The organism is Microcoleus sp. bin38.metabat.b11b12b14.051, assembly GCF_013299165.1.
Classification (GTDB): Bacteria; Cyanobacteriota; Cyanobacteriia; order Cyanobacteriales; family Microcoleaceae; genus Microcoleus.
On record NZ_JAAFKD010000035.1, the window covers coordinates 1 to 20,558 of the forward strand.

General features: G+C 46.7%; 8 protein-coding genes and 1 pseudogene. 5 read left to right on the forward strand and 4 right to left on the reverse strand.

The window, feature by feature from the left end; genetic code table 11:
- Nucleotides 1–193 (forward strand): annotated as a pseudogene (locus tag QZW47_RS25795) (transcriptional regulator); the annotation flags it as partial.
- 876 nt (nucleotides 194–1,069) lie between these two features.
- Here the strand turns inward: QZW47_RS25795 and QZW47_RS25800 are convergent.
- Nucleotides 1,070–1,414 (reverse strand): DUF4870 domain-containing protein, encoded by a 345-nt coding sequence (locus QZW47_RS25800; RefSeq protein WP_293133680.1) that lies wholly within the window; start codon nucleotides 1,412–1,414, stop codon nucleotides 1,070–1,072.
- A gap of 103 nt (nucleotides 1,415–1,517) precedes the next feature.
- Between QZW47_RS25800 and prfC the strand changes: the two genes are divergently transcribed.
- A complete protein-coding gene (gene prfC / locus QZW47_RS25805) occupies nucleotides 1,518–3,146 on the forward strand; it encodes a peptide chain release factor 3 (protein WP_293133683.1) in 1,629 nt (542 codons plus the stop codon).
- Nucleotides 3,147–4,242: 1,096 nt separating this feature from the next.
- On the opposite strand, the gene QZW47_RS25810 is transcribed toward prfC, so the two are convergent.
- Nucleotides 4,243–7,164, reverse strand: a complete 2,922-nt coding sequence (locus tag QZW47_RS25810) for a hypothetical protein (protein ID WP_293133686.1) — start codon at nucleotides 7,162–7,164, stop codon at nucleotides 4,243–4,245.
- 445 nt (nucleotides 7,165–7,609) lie between these two features.
- Here QZW47_RS25810 and QZW47_RS25815 point away from each other — a divergent pair, with 445 nt between their 5' ends.
- The 3 genes from QZW47_RS25815 to QZW47_RS25825 all read left to right on the forward strand — a co-directional run bounded on the left by QZW47_RS25815 (nucleotide 7,610) and on the right by QZW47_RS25825 (nucleotide 11,832).
- Nucleotides 7,610–10,120 (forward strand): zinc metalloprotease HtpX, encoded by a 2,511-nt coding sequence (locus QZW47_RS25815; RefSeq protein ID WP_293133689.1) that lies wholly within the window; start codon nucleotides 7,610–7,612, stop codon nucleotides 10,118–10,120.
- 186 nt (nucleotides 10,121–10,306) lie between these two features.
- Complete coding sequence (locus QZW47_RS25820; protein WP_293133692.1) at nucleotides 10,307–10,477, forward strand: hypothetical protein; 171 nt, start codon at nucleotides 10,307–10,309, stop codon at nucleotides 10,475–10,477.
- Nucleotides 10,478–11,265: 788 nt separating this feature from the next.
- On the forward strand, nucleotides 11,266–11,832 hold the full coding sequence (locus QZW47_RS25825; RefSeq protein ID WP_293133695.1) for an RNA-binding protein: 567 nt from the start codon (nucleotides 11,266–11,268) through the stop codon (nucleotides 11,830–11,832).
- A 308-nt stretch (nucleotides 11,833–12,140) separates the two neighbouring features.
- On the opposite strand, the gene QZW47_RS25830 is transcribed toward QZW47_RS25825, so the two are convergent.
- Nucleotides 12,141–13,154 (reverse strand): tellurite resistance TerB family protein, encoded by a 1,014-nt coding sequence (locus QZW47_RS25830; protein WP_293133698.1) that lies wholly within the window; start codon nucleotides 13,152–13,154, stop codon nucleotides 12,141–12,143.
- A 263-nt stretch (nucleotides 13,155–13,417) separates the two neighbouring features.
- Nucleotides 13,418–20,467: a CHAT domain-containing protein gene (locus tag QZW47_RS25835; RefSeq protein ID WP_293133701.1), complete on the reverse strand. Its 7,050-nt coding sequence runs from the start codon at nucleotides 20,465–20,467 to the stop codon at nucleotides 13,418–13,420.
- Nucleotides 20,468–20,558 lie beyond the last annotated feature (91 nt).

Below are 20,558 nucleotides of genomic sequence, written 5' to 3' on the forward strand. Positions count from 1 at the left end.
GACTCTGGAACAATCGGAGTGTTTGATGCTGACTCAAATGCAGCTTTATGATGCGATCGATGAAACGCCGGGAATTGCTGTTAATATTATTCGCTTGCTGTCGCGCCGGATTCGCGAGTTGAATATTAAGTTGAATGCTAAAGAAGCGGTTATGGCACCTCCCGATGCTGTGAGAGTTCCTGAAATGCGGTAACTATTGGTAATTGGGAATTGTGTTTTTCTCGCTCCAGGATAATTTGTTTGTAGTGAGGACTTTAGTCCTTCTTGAATGCGGACTAAAGTCCTCACTACGAACCAGGATAATTTGTTTGTAGTGAGGACTTTAGTCCTTCTTGAGTGCGGACTAAAGTCCTCACTACGAACCAGGATAATTTGTTTGTAGTGAGGACTTTAGTCCTTCTTGAATGCGGACTAAAGTCCTCACTACGAACCAGGATAATTTGTTTGTAGTGAGGACTTTAGTCCTTCTTGAATGCGGACTAAAGTCCTCACTACGAACCAGGATAATTCGTTTGTAGTGAGGACTTTAGTCCTTCTTGAATGCGGACTAAAGTTCTCACTACGAACCAGGATAATTCGTTTGTAGTGAGGACTTTAGTCCTTCTTGAATGCGGACTAAAGTCCTCACTACGAACCAGGATAATTCGTTTGTAGTGAGGACTTTAGTCCTTCTTGAATGCGGACTAAAGTCCTCACTACGAACCAGGATAATTCGTTTGTAGTGAGGACTTTAGTCCTTCTTGAATGCGGACTAAAGTCCTCACTACGAACCAGGATAATTCGTTTGTAGTGAGGACTTTAGTCCTTCTTGAATGCGGACTAAAGTCCTCACTACGAACCAGGATAATTCGTTTGTAGTGAGGACTTTAGTCCTTCTTGAATGCGGACTAAAGTCCTCACTACGAACCAGGATAATTCGTTTGTAGTGAGGACTTTAGTCCTTCTTGAATGCGGACTAAAGTCCTCACTACGAACCACAGGATTTTTACATGATTTATCAAACAATTTAAAACCCGACTTCTGCAAGAAATCGGGTTATTTAAATCGATGCTAAAGCGCGATTTGCTGTCTAAACTATGCGGAAAATAAAAGGGTAGCGGTAAGCTTCATTAGGAGTTTGCAAAACGTGGAGGATAGCCATAATTGTCAGTCCCCAGTGCAACAGATAACCTAGGGGCACTAGGATAAATCCGGCTAGCCCAAAAGTCACCACAGTTAACGCCACAATCACAGCGCTGTACAGCCATACATTCAGGTGAAAATTAATTGCTTCTGTGGCGTTTTCTTTGACAACGGGGTCATCTGAAACTAACAATACGGCGATCGGCGCTCCGATCGAGAACAGTAACGTGCTGAAAAAAATCGCCCCGTGACACACCAGTGATAGCAGCTTCCGCTTGTCGGAGTCGTACATATGGCTTTTATTCCCTTGGCTTTAGCAATAAGTTTACCTTTAATAGTCACTGTAGCACAGGGTATAATGGCGATCGGGTGATGATTCCCCTACCTAATTTGTGATGACAACAGAACTCGAAACTGAACTGCTAACTGCTGTTGAGCGCCGGCGCAACTTTGCTATTATCTCGCACCCTGACGCGGGTAAAACTACTTTGACAGAAAAGCTGCTGCTTTACGGAGGTGCAATTCACGAAGCAGGTTCTGTGAAAGCGCGGCGAGCTCAGCGACACGCTACTTCTGACTGGATGGCGATGGAACAGCAGCGGGGAATTTCGATTACTTCTACTGTGTTGCAGTTTGAATATCAAAATTATCACATTAATCTGCTAGATACTCCCGGACACCAAGATTTTAGCGAAGATACTTATCGAACTCTGGCTGCTGCTGATAATGCGGTGATGCTTGAGGATGCTGCTAAGGGTTTGGAACCGCAAACTCGCAAGTTATTTGAAGTTTGTAAGCTGCGACGTTTGCCTATTTTTACTTTCTTTAATAAGCTCGATCGCCCTAGCAGAGATCCTTTGGATTTGTTGGACGAAATTGAGAAGGAATTGGGTTTGCAGACTTATCCGGTGAATTGGCCGATCGGTACGGGCGATCGCTTTAAAGGTGTTTTCGATCGCAGAGGGCGCAAAATTCACTTGTTCGAGCGAACTAAACACGGTTCTCGCGCGGCTGTTGAGACGGTGATTGAATTGGGCGATCCGCGGATTGAGGATTTGTTGGAACAAGACCTTTACTATCAGCTTAAAGAAGAGTTGGAACTGCTGGATGAGTTAGGAACTGAGCTCGATTTGGACTTGGTGCGATCGGGGAAAATGACGCCTGTTTTCTTTGGTAGCGCGATGAGCAATTTTGGGGTCGAACTGTTTTTAGATGCGTTTTTAGATTACGCGATGAAGCCGATCGCCCGCAACAGCAGCGCCGGGGAACTTCCGCCAACTTATGAAGACTTTACCGGGTTTGTGTTTAAGTTGCAAGCGAATATGGACCCGAGACATCGCGATCGCGTGGCGTTTATTCGGGTTTGTACCGGCAAGTTTGAAAAGGACATGAACGTGACTCATGCTCGGACTGGTAAAACGGTGCGTTTGTCAAGGCCTCAAAAATTATTTGCTCAGGATCGGGAGTCGATCGAGGTTGCGTATCCCGGCGATGTGATTGGTTTGAACAATCCGGGGGTTTTTGCGATCGGGGATACTATTTACACTGGTCAAAAGCTGGAATATGAAGGGATTCCCTGTTTTTCGCCGGAACTTTTTGCGTTTTTGAGAAATCCGAATCCTTCTAAGTTTAAGCAGTTCCGCAAAGGTGTTTCGGAGTTGCAGGAAGAGGGCGCCGTGCAGATTATGTATTCGGTTGATGAGTCGAAACGCGAACCGATTTTGGCGGCTGTGGGACAGTTACAATTTGAGGTGGTGCAGTTCCGAATGCAGTCGGAATATAATGTCGAAACTACGATCGATATGTTGCCTTATAGTGTAGCTCGTTGGGTTGATGGCGGTTGGGATGCGCTGGCGAAGGTTGGACGGTTGTTTAATACTGTGACGGTGAAGGATAGTTGGGGACGGCCGGTTTTGTTGTTTAGAAATGACTGGAATTGCCGTCAGGTGGAAGGTGAACATCCTGTTTTGAGGTTAAATGCGATCGCGCCTGTGGTTTCTGGTTTGGCCGTTAGCGCGGAGTAGGTAAACCCTCATAAGACCGGGCGAATGGAATTCGCGGCGACACAAACAAAACCCGCCTCCGCGGGTTGAGGAGAATAATCAGACCGGGCGAATGGAATTCGCGGCGACACGAACAAAACCCGCCTCCGCGGGTTGAGGAGAACATGATCGTTGAAATTACGTTATTGTCTTCAGTCCGCGGAGGCGGACATCGTTTGTGTAGACGCGGTTTCAACCGCCGTCTCATTTGGTAACTTTGTACCGATTAGGACTTACGCCGCGCGCGCGCGGGGGCCAGAAACCGGGTTTTTTCTGAGAATTATTCGTTGTGATTCGCAGATTTAGGGAAAAACCCGGTTTCTTTGTCGGAGTCGGTAAATCCTGCGCGGGGGCCAGAAACCGGGTTTTTACGAGAATTTTTCGTTGTGATTCGCAGATTTAGGGAAAAACCCGGTTTCTTTGTCGGAGTCGGTAAATCCTGCGTGGGGGGCCAGAAACCGGGTTTTTTCGAGAATTATTCGTTGTGATTCGCAGATTTAGGGAAAAACCCGGTTTCTTTGTCGGAGTGGGTAAATCCTGCACGCGGGGCCAGAAACCGGGTTTTTTCTGAGAAGACGCGTTGTGATTCACAGATTTAGGGAAAAACCCGGTTTCTTTGTCGGAGTCGGTAAATCCTGCGCGGGGCCAGAAACCGGGTTTTTACGAGAATTTTTCGTTGTGATTCGCAGATTTAGGGAAAAACCCGGTTTCTTTGTCGGAGTGCGTAAATCCTGCGTGGGGGGCCAGAAACCGGGTTTTTACGAGAATTTTTCGTTGTGATTCGCAGATTTAGGGAAAAACCCGGTTTCTTTGTCGGAGTCGGTAAATCCTGCGTGGGGGGCCAGAAACCGGGTTTTTTCGAGAATTATTCGTTGTGATTCGCAGATTTAGGGAAAAACCCGGTTTCTTTGTCGGATTTACGCCTTCCCATCAAGATAATACCGGGCGGTTGAAACCGCGTCTACACAAACAAAACCCGCCTCCGCGGGTTGAAGAAAATGCGATCGTTGAAATGCCGTTGAAATTACTTTATTTTCTTTAGTCCGCGGAGGCGGACATCGTTTGTGTAGACGCGGTTTCAACCGCCGTTTACATCGAGAAATTCTTGCAGCGAATCGCGCGTATTGCGAATCGAATCGTCATTAGGAGCAATGGCTAAAGCTCGATTAAACATTTCCAGCGCTTCTTGCCAACTCTTGAGTGCTTCCTGTCTCTCAGATAATTTTTCTTGCAAATCACCCAGACATCGCAGCGCATTCCCTTTGTTGGTGAGAGCAGCGATAAAATCCGGTGCAATAAGTAACACAGAATTCAAGGCTGCAACTGCCTCAAAGTAAGACTGTTTTGCCACCTCAAATTCACTTAGCTGTGCTTGCAATTCACCCAGACATCGCAGCGCAATCCCTTTGTTGTTGAGAACACCGAGATCATCCGGTGCAATAAGAAAAACAGAATTCAAGGCTGCAACTGCCTCAAAGTAAGACTGTTTTGCCGCCTCAAATTCACTTAGCTGCGCTTGCAAATCACCCAGACTTAACAGCGCCTTCCCTTTGTTGTTAAGAGCACAGATATCATCCGGTGCAATAAGTAAAGCAGAATTACAGGCAGCGATCGCCTCAAAGTAAGAATGTTTTGCCGTCTCAAATTCACTTAGCTGTGCTTGTAATTCACCCAGACCTCGCAGCGCATTCCCTTTGTTGTTGAGAACACAGATAGCATCCGGTGCAATAAATAAAGCAGAATTCAAGGCAGCGATCGCCTCAAAGTAAGACTGTTTTGCCGCCTCAAATTCACTTAGCCGTGCTTGCAAATCACCCAGACATCGCAGCGCATTCCCTTTGTTGTTGAGAGCATTGATATAATCGGGTGCAATAAGTAAAGCAGAATCATAGGCTGCGATCGCCTCAAAGTAAGACTGTTTTGCTGCCTCAAATTCACTTAGCTTTGCCTGTAAATTACCCAGGCATTTCAGCGCAATCCCTTTGTTCTTGAAAACGTCGATATCATCTGGTACAATAAGTAAAGCAGAATCATAGGCAGCGATCGCATCAAAGTAAGACTGTTTTGCCGCCTCAAATTCACTTAGCTTTGCTTGCAAATCACCCAGACTTTGCAGCGCATTCCCTTTGTTGTTGAGAGCATTGATATCATCCGCTGCAATAAGTAAAGCAGAATTATAGGCTGCAACTGCCTCTAAATATTCCTGTCTTGCCTCTACATATCTAGCCAACCAAGCATAGTAATTTCCCTCCGATCGCGAAACTCTACCAAGCCAATAATCACTTTTAATCCACAACTCATCTCTAACTTCCAACAGCGCCTCGCATTCCTTATAGCGACTCTTTCTCAAAGCTTCATCAAACACCTCTTTCCATTCTTCTACACCCCGCTGCCAATCCAAGCGATTAGCATGAAAAATTGCCTCCGCCACATTCTCCACTTCTCGGTAATGCTTCTCTAAAAATTCATGAGCTTTGCGAGTTTTCGGATTATCCCGATCGGCATCCAATCGCCGCAATAAATCGTGAATCCGATACCAGTTATCCCCCCGCTTCTGCGATTTCCACACAAAGGAAAAACCCGTCAACATCTCAAAATTTGCACTGCTTGCATGGAAGTGGCAACCAGATCCCAATTTTACGTACAAATCCTCATCAAAAGCGCGACCAGCACTCAAAGAATGCACAGCCGATCGCACTTCGCGATCCACATACATCAACAAACGATCCGTCAACTCCGCCGTCTTATTCTCCAACTTCGGAATCCGCGCAAAATCCGACGACAGCAACTCAATCCCCCTGCGCCTTTCAGCCAACACCACATCCGCGCACAAACCCAAATAAAACGGATGTACCTGCAAATTCTCCCAACTCTCATCGGGATTGACGCTGGCATATTTAATCACAGCATCCGCCAAATCAGGCCGATCAATCTCCACTTTGTGCAAATAATCCTTAGCATCAGCCGGAGACAAATGCCAAACCAATTGTGCATCGATATAATCTTCAGGAATCGGAAACCTCGGCGCATTCGGCCACCGCAGTTGTGCGACTGGGGAATCACGCCCCGCCACAGCAACCACAATCCCCGATTTAAAATCGATCGCCCTCAGCAACCGCCGAAACCACTCATCTTGATACCAAAAAGTTGCGCCTTGAGAATTGCGTTTTTCATCCCAAAATTTCTCGTGAGTATCGAATAGCATGACAAGGCGTTCGGGTTTGTGTTTCCCAGCCATTGCCGCATTCAAATCGCCCGCAAACAATTTCGGTAAACAGTCGATTAACTCAATATCAATATCTTTACGGCGAATTTCATCAGCTTTTTCATCGCTGACACCGAGGCGCGTTTGAATTAATTTCATCGTGCGCTTAATGCCACCGAATTTATCGATCAATTTTAGCCCCGCCGCGACTTGCGACACCACGGGAAATCCGGCAAATGTTTCGACTACAGGTGTCAAAAAATCAATCAGATCGTTGGGGAAAAGTTGGTTGAGAGTTGCGTCTGACTCGCCTTTGTTGAGCAAATACCAAAAGCAAGCAAAATCATAATTAGGAAACTTCAATTTATATTTCTTGGCTGACTCTGCCAGATTGCGCCGCAGCATCAGCAAACCGTAAAATCTATCTTGGGGTTTATCTTCTTTTATCCGTATCAAGCCGAAGTCGTGCCGCACTACGGGTATGGAAGTGTAGGTGTTGGCTGCTGCGTAGCGGACGAAATCGGCAACTTCGGCGGCTTTTTCTTCTGGGATTTCGCGCAATTCTTGCCAAACTTCCGGCTTAAATCTTTTGCAGCAGTGAAACTGCAAGTGTTTTAGCAGCAAGGATTTGCCGTTTCCTCCATCTCCGTAAAAATACAAAATTTGTTCGCGGGCTGGCTCTTCGTTTAAATAAAAGGCAAATCGGCGGGTAAATTCGTGTCTGTCGGTGAAAAGTTGCAATTTGCGATCGTCTGCGATCGATTGGCTTTCAAAGTCTTCGTCGTCTATTGACATAGTTGTTCGGGTTTGGTGGTGGTTTATGGATTAATCTGCTAATGTCATTGCGAACTCTTAGTGAAGCAATCGCAGAGACTATGATAGTTGTCGATTAACTGATGTGCGGGCGAGCAATTACCTTAGACAAGCTTGTCTAAATTTTTGATTAATATGTCAACCGCAGATTTAATGCAGATAAACACAGATGAACGCAGATTATTTTAAGATAGCTTATGAATGAGTGCAAGAGGTATTTTGTTAGCTAAATTTTATTCGGTTATCGGCCAATACGCTTGGGTTAAGACGGTTGTGGAGGTAAAAGGATATGAAAAACAGACACTGCGATTGCTTCGCTAAGACGCTCGCAATGACAACAAATGTTAACCCAAGTGTATTGGGCTATAGTTGCCGAATTGCCTTTGGGTGAGGTTATGTTAGACAAGACACAAGCGCAATCACAGTTATGGCATCTCCAAACAATCAAAATTCGGCGGATTCATCTCTGAAACAGTCTCTGGAGGCTGGGTTAGCTGCTTTGAAACAAAAAGATTACCAAAGCGCGATCGCCCTTTTAGAATCCGTCACCCAAACCGCAGCAAATCAACCGCCCGGAATCCGCGCCCAAATGGGGTTAGTGGCGGCTTACAAAGCTACCGGAAATCTCCAAAGCGCGATCGCCCTGTGCACTTCCCTCACCAACATCCCCAACACCCAAATCAAAACCTGGGCCGATCGCACTTTAAAAGAATTAACCCCACCTCTCCCTCCAAAAACACCGGAAACTCCCCCCGAAACAGGTTTTGTCGCGTTTGATTTAGGAACAAAATCTGCGAAAAATACGCTCAAGGGCGATGGCTTACGCCCCGCTTCGCTACGACCAACCGCAGACAAAAAAACCGGATTTTCACCCTTAGAGCCGACTGTCGGGCCGGGAAACACCAAATCGACACATATTTCACCGCCACCTCCACCCCCCAAACCGCCGATTCGCCCCACATTAGAGACATTAGAGGGCGGGCACGGGGGCACCGCCCCTACGGAAACCGCAACGGATGCAGAAACTAGCGATGAAAACAGTTCCGGTTCCCCAACAGATATCCCCGGATTCGCCAGCCCCGATACTTATCAACTAACTTGGCGCGAAGCGGGGCGCGTGAAAAGCCCGCGCCCTCTCAAACCGCTAAAGTTGCTGAATTTTCGGATCGAAGCTGTCGCAAGTGCGATCGCCCTGTTTTTCCTAGCCCGATTTGTCCTACAATTCCTGCTGACAAACACTAATTCTCTATTAGTTCAGCTTTATATATTTACTAGGGTGCCAATTTTCCAGCCGATTCAGCTTTTTTACCGAGATCCAACTCCGTTTCTACAGTTTGTTTTCGGATTGCTTTTGGCCTCATCTCCCTGGCTGACAGACGCACTCCTAAAACTATTTGGCGGTATCGAAAACCTGCGCGCCTCTGTTTTATCCAAACACAGCAAGGAAGCTAGCCGCGTACTCCGCAGTTTTTGTACCAAGCAAAATATGCCGACTCCTGTGCTGAAACTCTTGCCGCTGAAGGTTCCTGTAGCTTTTAGTTACGGCTGTTTACCTCGTTTTGCTCGGATTACTGTCAGTCAAGGGCTGTTGGATCAACTCACGGATGATGAAATTGCAGCTATTTTCGCGCGGGAATTAGCCCATATTTCTCATTGGGATTTTGCGCCGATGTCGTTGGCGATGCTGATACTTCAAATTCCTTACCTTATATATTGGCAGACTGCTTACTGGGGTGAACGGTTGTGCGATTTAATGACGATCGACTTTTTGCGTCGTAGTGTCAGAGTTATCACCGCTGCAATTTCTGCTACAAGTTACGGGATTTATAAGTTATTGCGTTGGCCGATGTTGTGGTTGTCGCGCCGGAGAGTCTATTTTAGCGATCGCACTTCAGCAGAAATTACCGGCAATCCTAACGGTTTGACGCGCGCTATCGCTAAAATTGCGATCGGCATTGCTGCAAATATCCAACAGCAACAACAAACCAGCTTTTTTCTCGAAAGTTTCGATTTATTGTTACCCGTCGGCGTCGCCCAAGCTTTAACCCTCGGTGGTGCTGCATTACAAGCGCCACTAGAACAGATTTTGCGCTGGGATGTCACAAATCCCGATCGCACTTGGTTGACAATTAACAACACGCATCCTTTGATGGGAGAGCGTTTGAATCTCTTGCAACTCTACGCTCAATTCTGGAAACTGGAGACGGAGTTGGATTTGGCGAGTCTGTCGCCGGAGCAATCTCAGAAAGCAAAATTGTCTCTGTTTGAGTCAATACTCGAATTTAAAGACTCAAAACTCTTGTTACAAGGTGCGCCGTTTTTTGGGATTCCGATGAGTTTGGGGATTGTGGCGCTGCTGTGGACGGTTAGCTGGCTGTTTTCCAAGACGAGTATTTGGCAACTCGATTGGCTTTTGGGCGATCGATCGATTCTTTGGGGCTGTTTGCCGATCGGATTTTGCCTCGGTACTTTGATGCGGATCAATCATTTTTTCCCCGACATTACCCCACGAAAAACCGTTTCGCCGAGTTTACCGGAAATTTTGTCAAATCCAGATACTCTGCCCCTAGATGCTCAACCTGTGCAGCTTTCCGGGCAACTTTTGGGTAGGCATGGTATTGACAATTGGCTCGGACAGGATTTAATTTTGCAAACGGCAACGGGTTTAGTGAGGTTGCACTATGTTTCGATGATTGGCCCGATCGGCTCTTTGTACCCATTGTTGCTCAAACAGACAACTCGCCCCTGCGATTTGATCGGAAAACCCGTTGTTGCGACTGGTTGGCTGCGCCGAGGTGCTACTGTGGCGATCGACCTAGAAACTCTCCGCAGTCAATCCGGGATAGTTAGTGACAGCGGACATCCAATTTGGTCTGCAATTCTAGCCTTTGCTGCTGCCTTTTGGGGCGCATACATTATTACCCAGGGCGGAACATGAGACCATTTTGGATTTTGGATTTTGGATTTGAGATTTGGGATTTGAGATTTTATTTATTAGACTTCTTGCCCAAATAAATAGGACGGGCTAGAAGCCCATCCCACAAAAATCTTTTTTCTTGTGGGATGGGCTTTGAGCAGCGTCCCAAAATTTGATTAAAATGACTGAGGCAATCCCCAGCCGGAGATGAGTGTTGAGTTAAATCGCGGATGGGCGATCGATCGGCTTGGCATTGAGCCCGCACCCGATGGGATATTCAAGCGCAGCGCGCATCGTACAGCCCTTTCTTGCTGCCATCAACTGCCAACCGCCAACCGCCAACTGCCCACTGCCAACTGCCCACTGCCTACTTCGTAAAGAAAAATTGCTTTCTTGCCGACGTTATGTTACATTTATTTACATAATTGGATTGAACCAAATAGCGCAATAACTTCAGTTGGCTAAAATCTCTAAGGCATTGCGTAAAAATTGTCAACCTCCCAACACAGCAAGTTCAGCCAGCCGCGTGTCGGCTGTTTTTTTTCTACAGCCAATTTCGCTGTGGGGAATCAATTCAAAAAAGTGATTCAGATGCAGTTTGCGTTCAATTCGGCGTGAAATCTTCCTAAATAACTAGCTCTGCTACCAAGGCTGTGATACCTTTAAAGAATGGTCGGACGGTGCCGGGCCCGATTTGAGGGATACTGGGTAAGTCAATAGTCCTCAGTATTAGGAGCGAGGTAAAATTACTGGCCCAAAAAATGTTAGCGATTTTATCCATCACTGTATTAAACTGAATACTGGCATTCCGATCGCTTGCAATTGACATCCTTGGACATAAATTTCTACACGGCCCTGGCTATAAACATTCTGAATCAAAACCGGAAGCAAGTAATACAGAATAGCCAATAGCCTCAACATTTGAGTGATGACTAAAAGTTTACACAACAACCTGAGATTTAAAAGCTCTCTGCATCGGCGGTTAAGTTACGGCCTTATCAGAGTAAATCATCTTTTTCTAAAAGATGGGGGGAGCTGTCAAGGTTGGTGGGAGGAATGTGCAAATTCTGTGGTTATGTGGTTTTTTCCTGCGGTCAATATTCAATTGACTTCAGGTAACGCTGTTCGAGCAAATTAATTAGAATCCAAGTCTGGAGGAATTTTTCATGTCTATTCGTCTGTATGTTGGCAATTTACCCAAAGAACTTGACCGCCAAGAATTGCAAGAAGTTTTTGCACCGGAAGGGGAATCTGTTACTACCAAGGTAATTACAGACCGCAAAACAGGTAAATGCAGGGGATTTGGTTTTGTGACGGTGCTCACCGACGAACAAGCCGACCAAGTTATTGAGAAATATAACGGGTTGATGTTTAAAGAAAACCCCCTAAAAATAGAAAAGGCACTTCCCCGCTCTAAGGGTAAATCCGAGAAGGGCGAAGACGATCAGCAACAGTCATCATCGCCTGCTTCACCGCAGTTGGTGTCGGCGTCGCCGTCGCAGCCAATACCCGCACCGCAGCAACAGCAACGCTCGGCCCCTCCTACCCAAGGTGGCGGTGGCGGTTCTAGCAAAAGCAATCGCCGTCGGAGTGACAACAACAAGTCCCGCCGCAATCAGTCAGCAACAACGGTTTCGAGTGCTGACTCCGGCTCGGTGCAGCCAGATCCGCGCTGGGCGAGCGCTCTGGAAGAACTCAAGCAAAGATTGGTGGAAGCTCAGACTACTAATTAATCGAAAATTGTGGCTAATTGCTGCTATTTCTCGACTCTGGTTGAGTGAGTGTATTTGGAAGTGCGATCGAGGATCGGTTAAACAACCTGTTCTCGATCGCACAATTTTATGCCAAAAACCTGCCATATCCTGTGCGATAGATTAACCGCACTGCGAAATGTCGCACAATTTTATGCCAAAAACCTGCCATATCCTGTGCGATAGATTAACCGCACTGCGAAATGTTCGTAGTGCGGACTTCAGTCCGCAGACAGAGAGCGGACTGAAGTCCGCACTACGAACCGTACTACGAAAGGTACAAATTGTACTTATTCGAGTGGCGAAAATTCCACAGTCTCAATAAACTCGAAAATTTTGTTCATCATGTCCTCAACTTCAGACTCAAGAGAACCCAATTCCTGCTTCTGGTGATAAATTCGCTGACAGCTTATCGTATAGCAAAAATCTTCAGCGATAAAAGCCATAAATCCCCGGTAAGCATCGAGCCGAGTCAGAGAGCCGTCATTTTCTTGGACGCTGAGAGTTGCACCCGCCGGCAAATCGACAACCGCGAAATAAGCTTCTTCATCTTCTAAATATTCCGTGTAGAGTAACTTAGATTTGGGAAATTTAGTAAGAATTTCCCCATCAATAAAATTGTTAAGAAACGAGGTGAGATAGGGTGATTCTCCGGCTGACTCGATTAATTCTTCCACTTCACCAGCGATCGGGAAATAATCAATTTTCAGCAAAATACCAAAGTCGTCAGAAAACGCGACACAGCCTTCTTCCTCATCAATTCTACCGCCTTTGGCCTCATCAACTGGAATCAAAACGCTAAAATTGCCTTCAGGAGATACGTACAACGGCCCCTCTACATCTAACTCAGGCTCGACATCCTCTACTTGCGAGTACGCAGCAACTACATCCTCGATAATTTCCTCAGCTTCCTCATCTTCTACACCTAATACTTGCTGGAATTCCTGGAGAAACGCCAGGTGTTTCTCGGACACTTCTCCATCAATGACAAACATGGCTGCGGTGATGGCAAAAGTATCCAAAACTAACTCATCTGGCATTGATTGCCAAGCAGTCTTAAATAACGCTCCTAAACCGTCTTGGCTGATAATACCTGCGAGTTTTTTAAACATTGCGGACATATCATCTTCCGAGTATTCAGCAAATACTTCTGAGTCCCAGAGTATGCTTTCTAAAATATCAGCATCCGCGTCAGGAGAATTAGCCTCGGCTGCGACAAGTGATACCGCCGCTACGGATTCCTCTGAAGTCAAGCTGGCTTCGGATTTGTCTTCTGAATTGAATATTTTATCAAACTTGCCCACAGGTTTTGCCCCAAAGAGTGTTTAGTTTTGCTATTCATAGCAAATTTATGACATTAAAAGATAGTCCTCTGGGATACATTTTATTTTTGCCAAATCCCGCGAGTCAATGTAAGATGGCGACGGAGTGGTGCGCCTGACGGTTCAGATATGCCTACAAATAAGCTGTACGGCATTTGAATTTAACTTTCTGGCTGCCTCGGGTGCAACGGCTCACTCATCGTTTATTGAAATAGGATCGTTAAAATTAGATGCGCCCCAGTTTATTACCAAGGACTGCCAATTATGGTAAATCCGGCCCAATATTTCGGGTGAGATAAATCTGAATTTGGTACTTCTGCGGATTGAGCAAGATCGATCGCCCTTTGAGTGCCTAGCAACTTGCCGTCTTTAATGACAATTTGTTTGCGAATCATCGCTATTTGAGCTTGTCTGAGGGCTTCAGCTTTCATGGGAGCCGATCGCAAATTAGCATAAAACTCAGTCATCAGCCCCAAAGTCGCGTAATCGTTAACTTTCCACAAACTCGCCAAAGCTGATTTAACACCGCTACGCACGGCGAGTCCAGCAAAACCCATTTCTGCGCTATTGTCGCCGATCGCAGTTTCGCACGCACTCAGCACCAATAACTCGACCTGTCGGCGATCGTACCACTTTGCCAACCGAAATTCATCCAAAGCCAAAGAACGCTGCCACAAATCAATCTCAGCTTCTTGTCGTCCGTTTTGGTGCAGCGGAAAGCTGGCGTGAGTAGCTAAGTGAACAATATCAAAGGCTTGTTGCTGCCGTTGTTTGGTGAGATTTTCCAGAGTAAAGTCTTGATTGAGAAAAGAAACGCCGGGCCACAACGGCAATTGGGCTGGATTTTGGTTGTTGCTGACGGTACCTGCGATCGCAGATAATTCGATCGGCACCGCAGGCAATTTAGGTTTATCGGTGTGGGGAAATTCCGAAGCACCCATGGCTAAAACTCGGGATTTTTTCAAGCTTTGATAATTCGTGTTAGTCAAGCTGACACTTGGAATCGAGCCGAGGCTGTACTTTTCGACTAAAAATTGCTGTCCGTCGTGCAAAGCTGCGATCGGCAACTGGCGCAAACCGCTATCAAAAGAAAACACTAGCGTATCGATCTTTAACTCTTCTAATTTTGAACTAATAGGCGCAATCAACCACTGGTAAAGTTCCTGGGATGTTGACAATAATTTTTGTTCTTCATAATCATTTGGTTCGGCTAGCAAACGGTGAAAATATTTCACTTTGTCTAGCAAATCTTTGCTTGTGACAGTGATATTTTTGATAATCGGAGGGCCGTCAGGAACTACTAACACTAAGGATAATTCTTCGAGACGGACGATGGCGTAAACAATCACAGCTTGCTTCCCGGTTTCCTCCTTGATTTTTTTCAGAGTTTCTCTGAGATATTCAACCGTTACTTTTTTGTCTGTGAAATTTTCCCCATAATAATTCTCATAATCTTGTTCAAAGAGTTGGTCAATCAAGCCGACAGCATCGTTAGCATTGTTTTGGTTTAAAGTTTGTTCGACGCTAAACCTGCTAATTTCTAACGGAATCAGATTCGGGATATCTGCGGGTGCGGGAGTCGGTGCGGGGGCGGGAGTTGGTGCGGGTGCGGGAGTCGGTGCCGGAGCTGGAGTTGGTGCTGGCGCTGGCGCTGGAGTTGGTGCGGGTGCAGGAGTTGGTGCGGGTGCAGGAGTTGGTGCGGGTGCGGGTGCGGGTGCGGGAGTTTGTGGCGGAGCGATTTGGCGGAGGTTGGCCAACCAATCAGCCTCCTTTTCAACAACTGGCTGCTCAATAATAGGCGCAGCAACGGGAGCGGGTGCGGGAGTTAAGACTATCCATGCGTCGGCTTTTTCTGTAGGAGAAGAACCCAGCTCGGGGGGTTTTTCTGGTGGGTTTTCTGAAGGCGTTATTAAAGTCAGATTCGACTGTTCAATGAGCGGTGGTGTGAGGGAAAAGTTGTTTTTGGAATCGGTAAATGCCCAATTAAAAGTGCTGCTTCCCGTGGCAGGATTTGGGGTGATAGTGGTTTTGGCTCCTAATAAATCGCCAATTAAATAAGCTAAATCTTGTTGCGGATTTTGCCCTAGGGCGGGTGTGGGTGCGGGAACTGGTACGGGTGCGGGAACTGGTGCGGGAATGGGTGCAGGTAGGGGTGGAATTTGTGCTACAGGCGGGCTGTAAGAGGGTTGAAGGGCTGCGGGCGCTGGATTTGGCGCGATCGGGGTTGTGGGGGCGATCGGGCTGGGAGTGGCTAGATTTGTGGCGGTGAGTTGGTCGCTCGATGGAATTGTTGGGGTTGCGGGGAGGCGATCGGCGGCGCTGGGAGTTGTGGGAGTTGAGGGCTGTGTGGGGGCTGTGCGGGGTGGCAGTGTGGATAAATAGCCGGTTTGCGGCAGTCGGATGTTGAGGGGAAAACCTGGTATGGGCGCGGGTTCGGAGATTGGGGAGGAAGTGGTTTCGAGTATTGGGGGAAATAGCAGGGCGAGGGCGGTTTCTGTTATTGGAGATGGGGTTGTAGTTGTTGCAGCAGTTGGGGATAGAGTCTGTGTTGTTGTGGCAGTTGAGGGTGGAGTTGGCGCGGAGCTTTGGGAAGTTGGTGATGGGGTTGGGGCAAATACACGCAGCGGTGGCGCCGGTGTCGGTGTCGGCGACGCACTCCCAACGGTTATAACTCCAAGCGCAGTAGTTGCAGGTGCTGGCGATGCAGTAATTGCAGCCACAGGCGCGGGAGTTGGTGTTGCAGCTACAGGCGCAGGAGTTGGTGTTGCAGCTACAGGCGCAGGAGTTGGTGTTGCAGCCACAGGCGCAGGAGTTGGTGTTGCAGCTACGGGCGCAGGTACAGGTGCAGGAGTTGGCGTTGCAGCCACAGGTGCAGGAGTTGGCGTTGCAGCCACAGGCGCGGGAGTCGGCGTTGCAGCTACAGGTGCAGCCACAGGCGCGGGAGTCGGCGTTGCAGCTACAGGTGCAGCCACAGGCGCAGGAGTCGGCGTTGCAGCTACAGGTGCAGCCACAGGCGCAGGAGTCGGCGTTGCAGCTACAGGTGCAGGTACAGGCGCGGGAGTTGGCGTTGCAGCTACAGGCGCGGGAGTTGGCGTTGCAGCCACAGGCGCGGGAGTTGGCGTTGCAGCAGGAGTTGGCGTTGCCGCGGGAGTTGGCGTTGCAGCAGGAGTTGGCGTTGCCGCAGGAGTTGGTGTTGCCGCAGGAGTTGGTGTTGGTGATGGCTGAGGATTTGGAACCGATCGAATTTCAATCCTTTGTGTATCCTGTTTGTGTGTATAAAGATAGCTGTTACCAGACGAAATCGTTGACTCAGCCGTGCCATTTCCTCTAGTAATAGCACCAGCAGTTCCGTTAGTTGTTGAATTGCCAACAATAAAAGGCGTTAGTCCATTACCGCCGTGACGCAGCAAAATGGTACCGCCTTTATCCCCTGCACCTCCCGCAGCGGAAATGCTAGCAGCCACCCCATTTCTATCTGTAAAAGAGTTGAGCGCCCGAAAAAACTTTTCAGTCCAAACATAGATATTCCCACCTGTACCACTACCAAGGCTCTGAGTGTCAATTTGATTGACAGTAATATTACCACCAGCATTCAAAGTAACATTGCCACCATTATTAGGCGAACTTGAATTCAGATTACCTGTTTGAATTGCTCCTTTATCGCTGGTGAGTGTAATTCCCGCTGCCGAGGTGATATTTTGGGCAGTAATATTATTTGTGGCGCGCACGCTAAGAGCGACAGGAGTTGCAGGGATATCATCTTGAATATTGATGCTGTTGAGAGGAGTCACGCTGCCCACAGGAGCGAAAAATCGAACAATTCCAGCCTCCGGCTTCACAGTCAGATTGTACGGCCCGTCAACTGTAGACTTAAAAGTAATGTCACCAGTCCCTTTAATGCTGACCAACGTATCCCCAGTCATAGAAATCGCACCATTGAAGTTAATATCATTGTTTTTGGTAGCGATATTCCCATTATTAATAGTTATGCTATTTTTGGCATCAAAAGCCAGTAATCCACCATTACCGCTGCCAGTAGCAATAGCATTAACAACGCTAATCGCTATCTTACCAACAGGGCTACTCAGAGTAATATTGCCACCTGTACCATTAGCAGAAGGAGCGGCTAATGCACCTTTGCTAGTATCAATATTACCGCTGGTGCTAGTGATATTAATGCTGCCGCTGTTTGCATTAACCCCACTTACCAGCAAGGCGATATCGGATGTAATAATATTGCTGGCAGCTTTGATGGTGATACTGCCGCCGCTATTGCCACCAAGAGAGTTAATAATTCCTCCGGTAGTATTAACGCTACCTCCACTTTGCAAACTAATATTTGCCCCATTTAAGTTCCCTTGTCCATTAACAGTGTTCGTGGAAATATTGCCCCCAGCTTGAAATGTAATTGTACCTCCATTACCCTTCTGGCTTGTCGATAACACTTGCTTGGCAGTAGAATCAATTGCTCCACTACAGATAAAATTAATATTGCCACCATTGCCAATAGATTCAGTTGTCACCAGCCCAGTAGTAATATTGCCCGCTGGTGCATTTAGGGTAATATTGCCCCCCCTACCGCTAAGATTTGATGCCTGTAAGGCTCCTGATCTGGTTTGAATATTTCCTGTACGGCTAAGCAAGTTAATATCTCCTTGCAAGGGACTTACTGTTTTAGAAACAACAATTACGTCGCCAGCTAAAATATCTTTACCAGCATCGAATCGAATATTTCCGGCCAAACCATTTGCATTTACTAAAGCTATGGAATTTAATCCGCCTGCTGTGGTATCGATCGTACCATTCGGGGCATTTAAAATAATGTCTCCTGCAAGTCCATTACCGTTATCCACACGAGTAATTACATCACCTGTAAGAATATTTTGAGCGCTGGTAAAAATAATGTTTCCAGAATTCCCACCCTGAGTATTAACTGACCTAATTTCTGAAGCCCTAGTATCGATCGTACCTGTGTTAGTCGTAAATTTAATTGTTCCGGCGGTGTTAACATTAGAGTTGACATCTGTAGCTGCAAAAGAATTATTTATAATAATATTTTTAGCAGCAGTGAGAGTAATATCGCCTGCCTTATTTATGCCGTCAGACACAAGAGAAGTTCCACCCGTATCAATAGATCCTGTTTGACTGGTAAGCGTAATATTTCCACCATTTCCCCCACTTGCATTGCCAGAATTAGACATAGCCTCAATCCCGCCCGTCCTCATGTTACCAGCAGATTGGAAGCGAATATCTCCGGCGTCACCACCATAGCCTTTAGCTCTGATTAACCCAGTATTAATACTACCGTTTTGGCTGGTGAGCCAGATATTTCCTGCACTCCCATCAATTCCGGTAAATGAACTCCCTCCATTAGATAGTATGTCGGCAGTGGTAATATTACCAGTCGCATTAATCGCAATATTACCGCCAATTGTCCCAGAAGATTGAGTGAATACCATCCCAGATATATTGACGTTACCACCGCTAGTGATACTGACGGGTTTACTATTAGCAAGTATGGAATTGACTGAGATGTCACCAGTTGCTTCAAGGGTAACATTACCTCCCAACGCTGAGATCAGAGCTACCGGGGATGCTGTTGTAGATAGTGTGCCGGCTGTGATGTTTCCACCCAGCGCTTGTAAGGTGATCGATCCTCCTTGTGTCTGGATAGTATCATTGGTATCTACAAATGTGATTCCGCCTCCCGTTGAAGAGATTCTCAGACTACCAGAAGTCAAAGGTAAGGCAACTAAATCTGCTTTACCAGATACCACACCAGTGATATTGCTGATAGTGATACTTCCTGTTGCTTCTAAAATAATATTGGCATTAGCACCTAGGGCATTAATTAGCTCCCAACTAACAGTATTAGCACCAATATTGCCGTCACCAGCCAATATCTTGCTGCTTAAAAATAGGCTAACACTATCGAGAGTTCCACTACCAGCTACGCTATCAACAATCGTCAAGGTAGTTGGATCGAGCAGCAATGTGCCAAAAGTTCCATTCGATGCCGAAATATCTACTGCACCTCGGAAAATTAAGTTTTCTTTCCCCGATACTTCAACAAAGCCACCGTTGCCAGAATTGCTGCCACCGCGAGCACTAATGTTTCCATAGAAACCTGTCAGCCCATCCGCCCAAATAATCACCCTGCCACCATCACCATTTCTGATAGAATCAGCATTGATTGTGGAATCATTACTCACAAATGTACGCAAGGCATTTGGCACTGCACCTTGACCTTTGTAATCACCGCCAACGCGCACGCTGCCACCGCCATTAATGCCGGAAGCGTTGATATTGGCATTAATTAAACCCACGCGCGAACCCAACAGGTTGACAGTTCCTCCACTGTCGCTAGAAACATCAACAGTACCAGCCACAATTGCCGTTCCTGGGTTAGTTGGCACGATTCCCGCTGCACCAGTCAACTGTACGGTTCCATCATTGTTGACTGTTACTCCGGCTGCATGACTCTCGCCTTTCCCTGTTAGCAATTGAGCACTTGATAAGGTAGAAGCTTGATAATTAGCAATTGGCAATGAAGCATCAGTAATAGGTTGGATTTCTAAATTTAATAAATTTCCAGCTTGGCTAATTCTCACTAAATTTTGACCGGGAACCGCCGCAACAGTAATATTTCCTCCCGGTGCAGCAAGTTGTCCCGTACTCAAAATCGTGCCGCCCAATAAAGTTAAATTTTGTCCCTGTTTTACTGCCAAACTGCCAAGATTGATAATTCCTCCCGGCGGTTGATTTGTAAAAGCAAAAGTGTTCGGACTTCCGACTAATTGTGCGTAATTATTCGTGCCTACTGCACTAAACCAATTATTGCCAAAACCGATGCCTGTCGCAGTCGTTGCAGTGAAAGAACCGGGAATATTCAAGCTCGAATTGGCACCGAAAACAATCCCAGCCGGATTCATTAAAAATAAATTAGAATTGCCGCCTGTAACTTGAATTATGCCGTTAATTATCGAAGCATCGCCGCCGACAATTCGCCCTAATATATTGCGAATGTTGGGATTTGAGATAAAGTTGGCAGTTTGTCCTTGAGTTAAACCAAATTGTTGGAAACTGTGAAAGAGATTTGTGCCGTCGCTGGATTGTTGGCCGCCTTGGATGTTGAATTGGTTGCCGTTGGGAGCGATTTGAGTATTGGTGCCGTCAGCGGCGGGGGTGATTTGGGCTGTGGCTGTTTGGGATGGTGCGAAAAGTCCTGTTTCCCAAGTTGCTATGGTGCTAAAACAGAAGAATGTGAAGAGCAATATATTGTTTTTGTTTGCCATTTTCATATTTTTTGACTAGATGCTTTTGTTGTAATAAATTCATTAACAATCCATAAATATCTGAGCAGTTTAATTGCTGGCGAGTTAATTT

Excerpts from the sequence above, each read along its gene's own strand:
- QZW47_RS25800 (WP_293133680.1), bottom strand. The coding sequence starts at position 1,414 with ATGTACGACTCCGACAAGCGGAAGCTGCTATCACTGGTGTGTCACGGG.
- prfC (WP_293133683.1), top strand. The coding sequence starts at position 1,518 with ATGACAACAGAACTCGAAACTGAACTGCTAACTGCTGTTGAGCGCCGG.
- QZW47_RS25810 (WP_293133686.1), bottom strand. The coding sequence starts at position 7,164 with ATGTCAATAGACGACGAAGACTTTGAAAGCCAATCGATCGCAGACGAT.
- QZW47_RS25815 (WP_293133689.1), top strand. The coding sequence starts at position 7,610 with ATGGCATCTCCAAACAATCAAAATTCGGCGGATTCATCTCTGAAACAG.
- QZW47_RS25820 (WP_293133692.1), top strand. The coding sequence starts at position 10,307 with ATGAGTGTTGAGTTAAATCGCGGATGGGCGATCGATCGGCTTGGCATT.
- QZW47_RS25825 (WP_293133695.1), top strand. The coding sequence starts at position 11,266 with ATGTCTATTCGTCTGTATGTTGGCAATTTACCCAAAGAACTTGACCGC.
- QZW47_RS25835 (WP_293133701.1), bottom strand. The coding sequence starts at position 20,467 with ATGGCAAACAAAAACAATATATTGCTCTTCACATTCTTCTGTTTTAGC.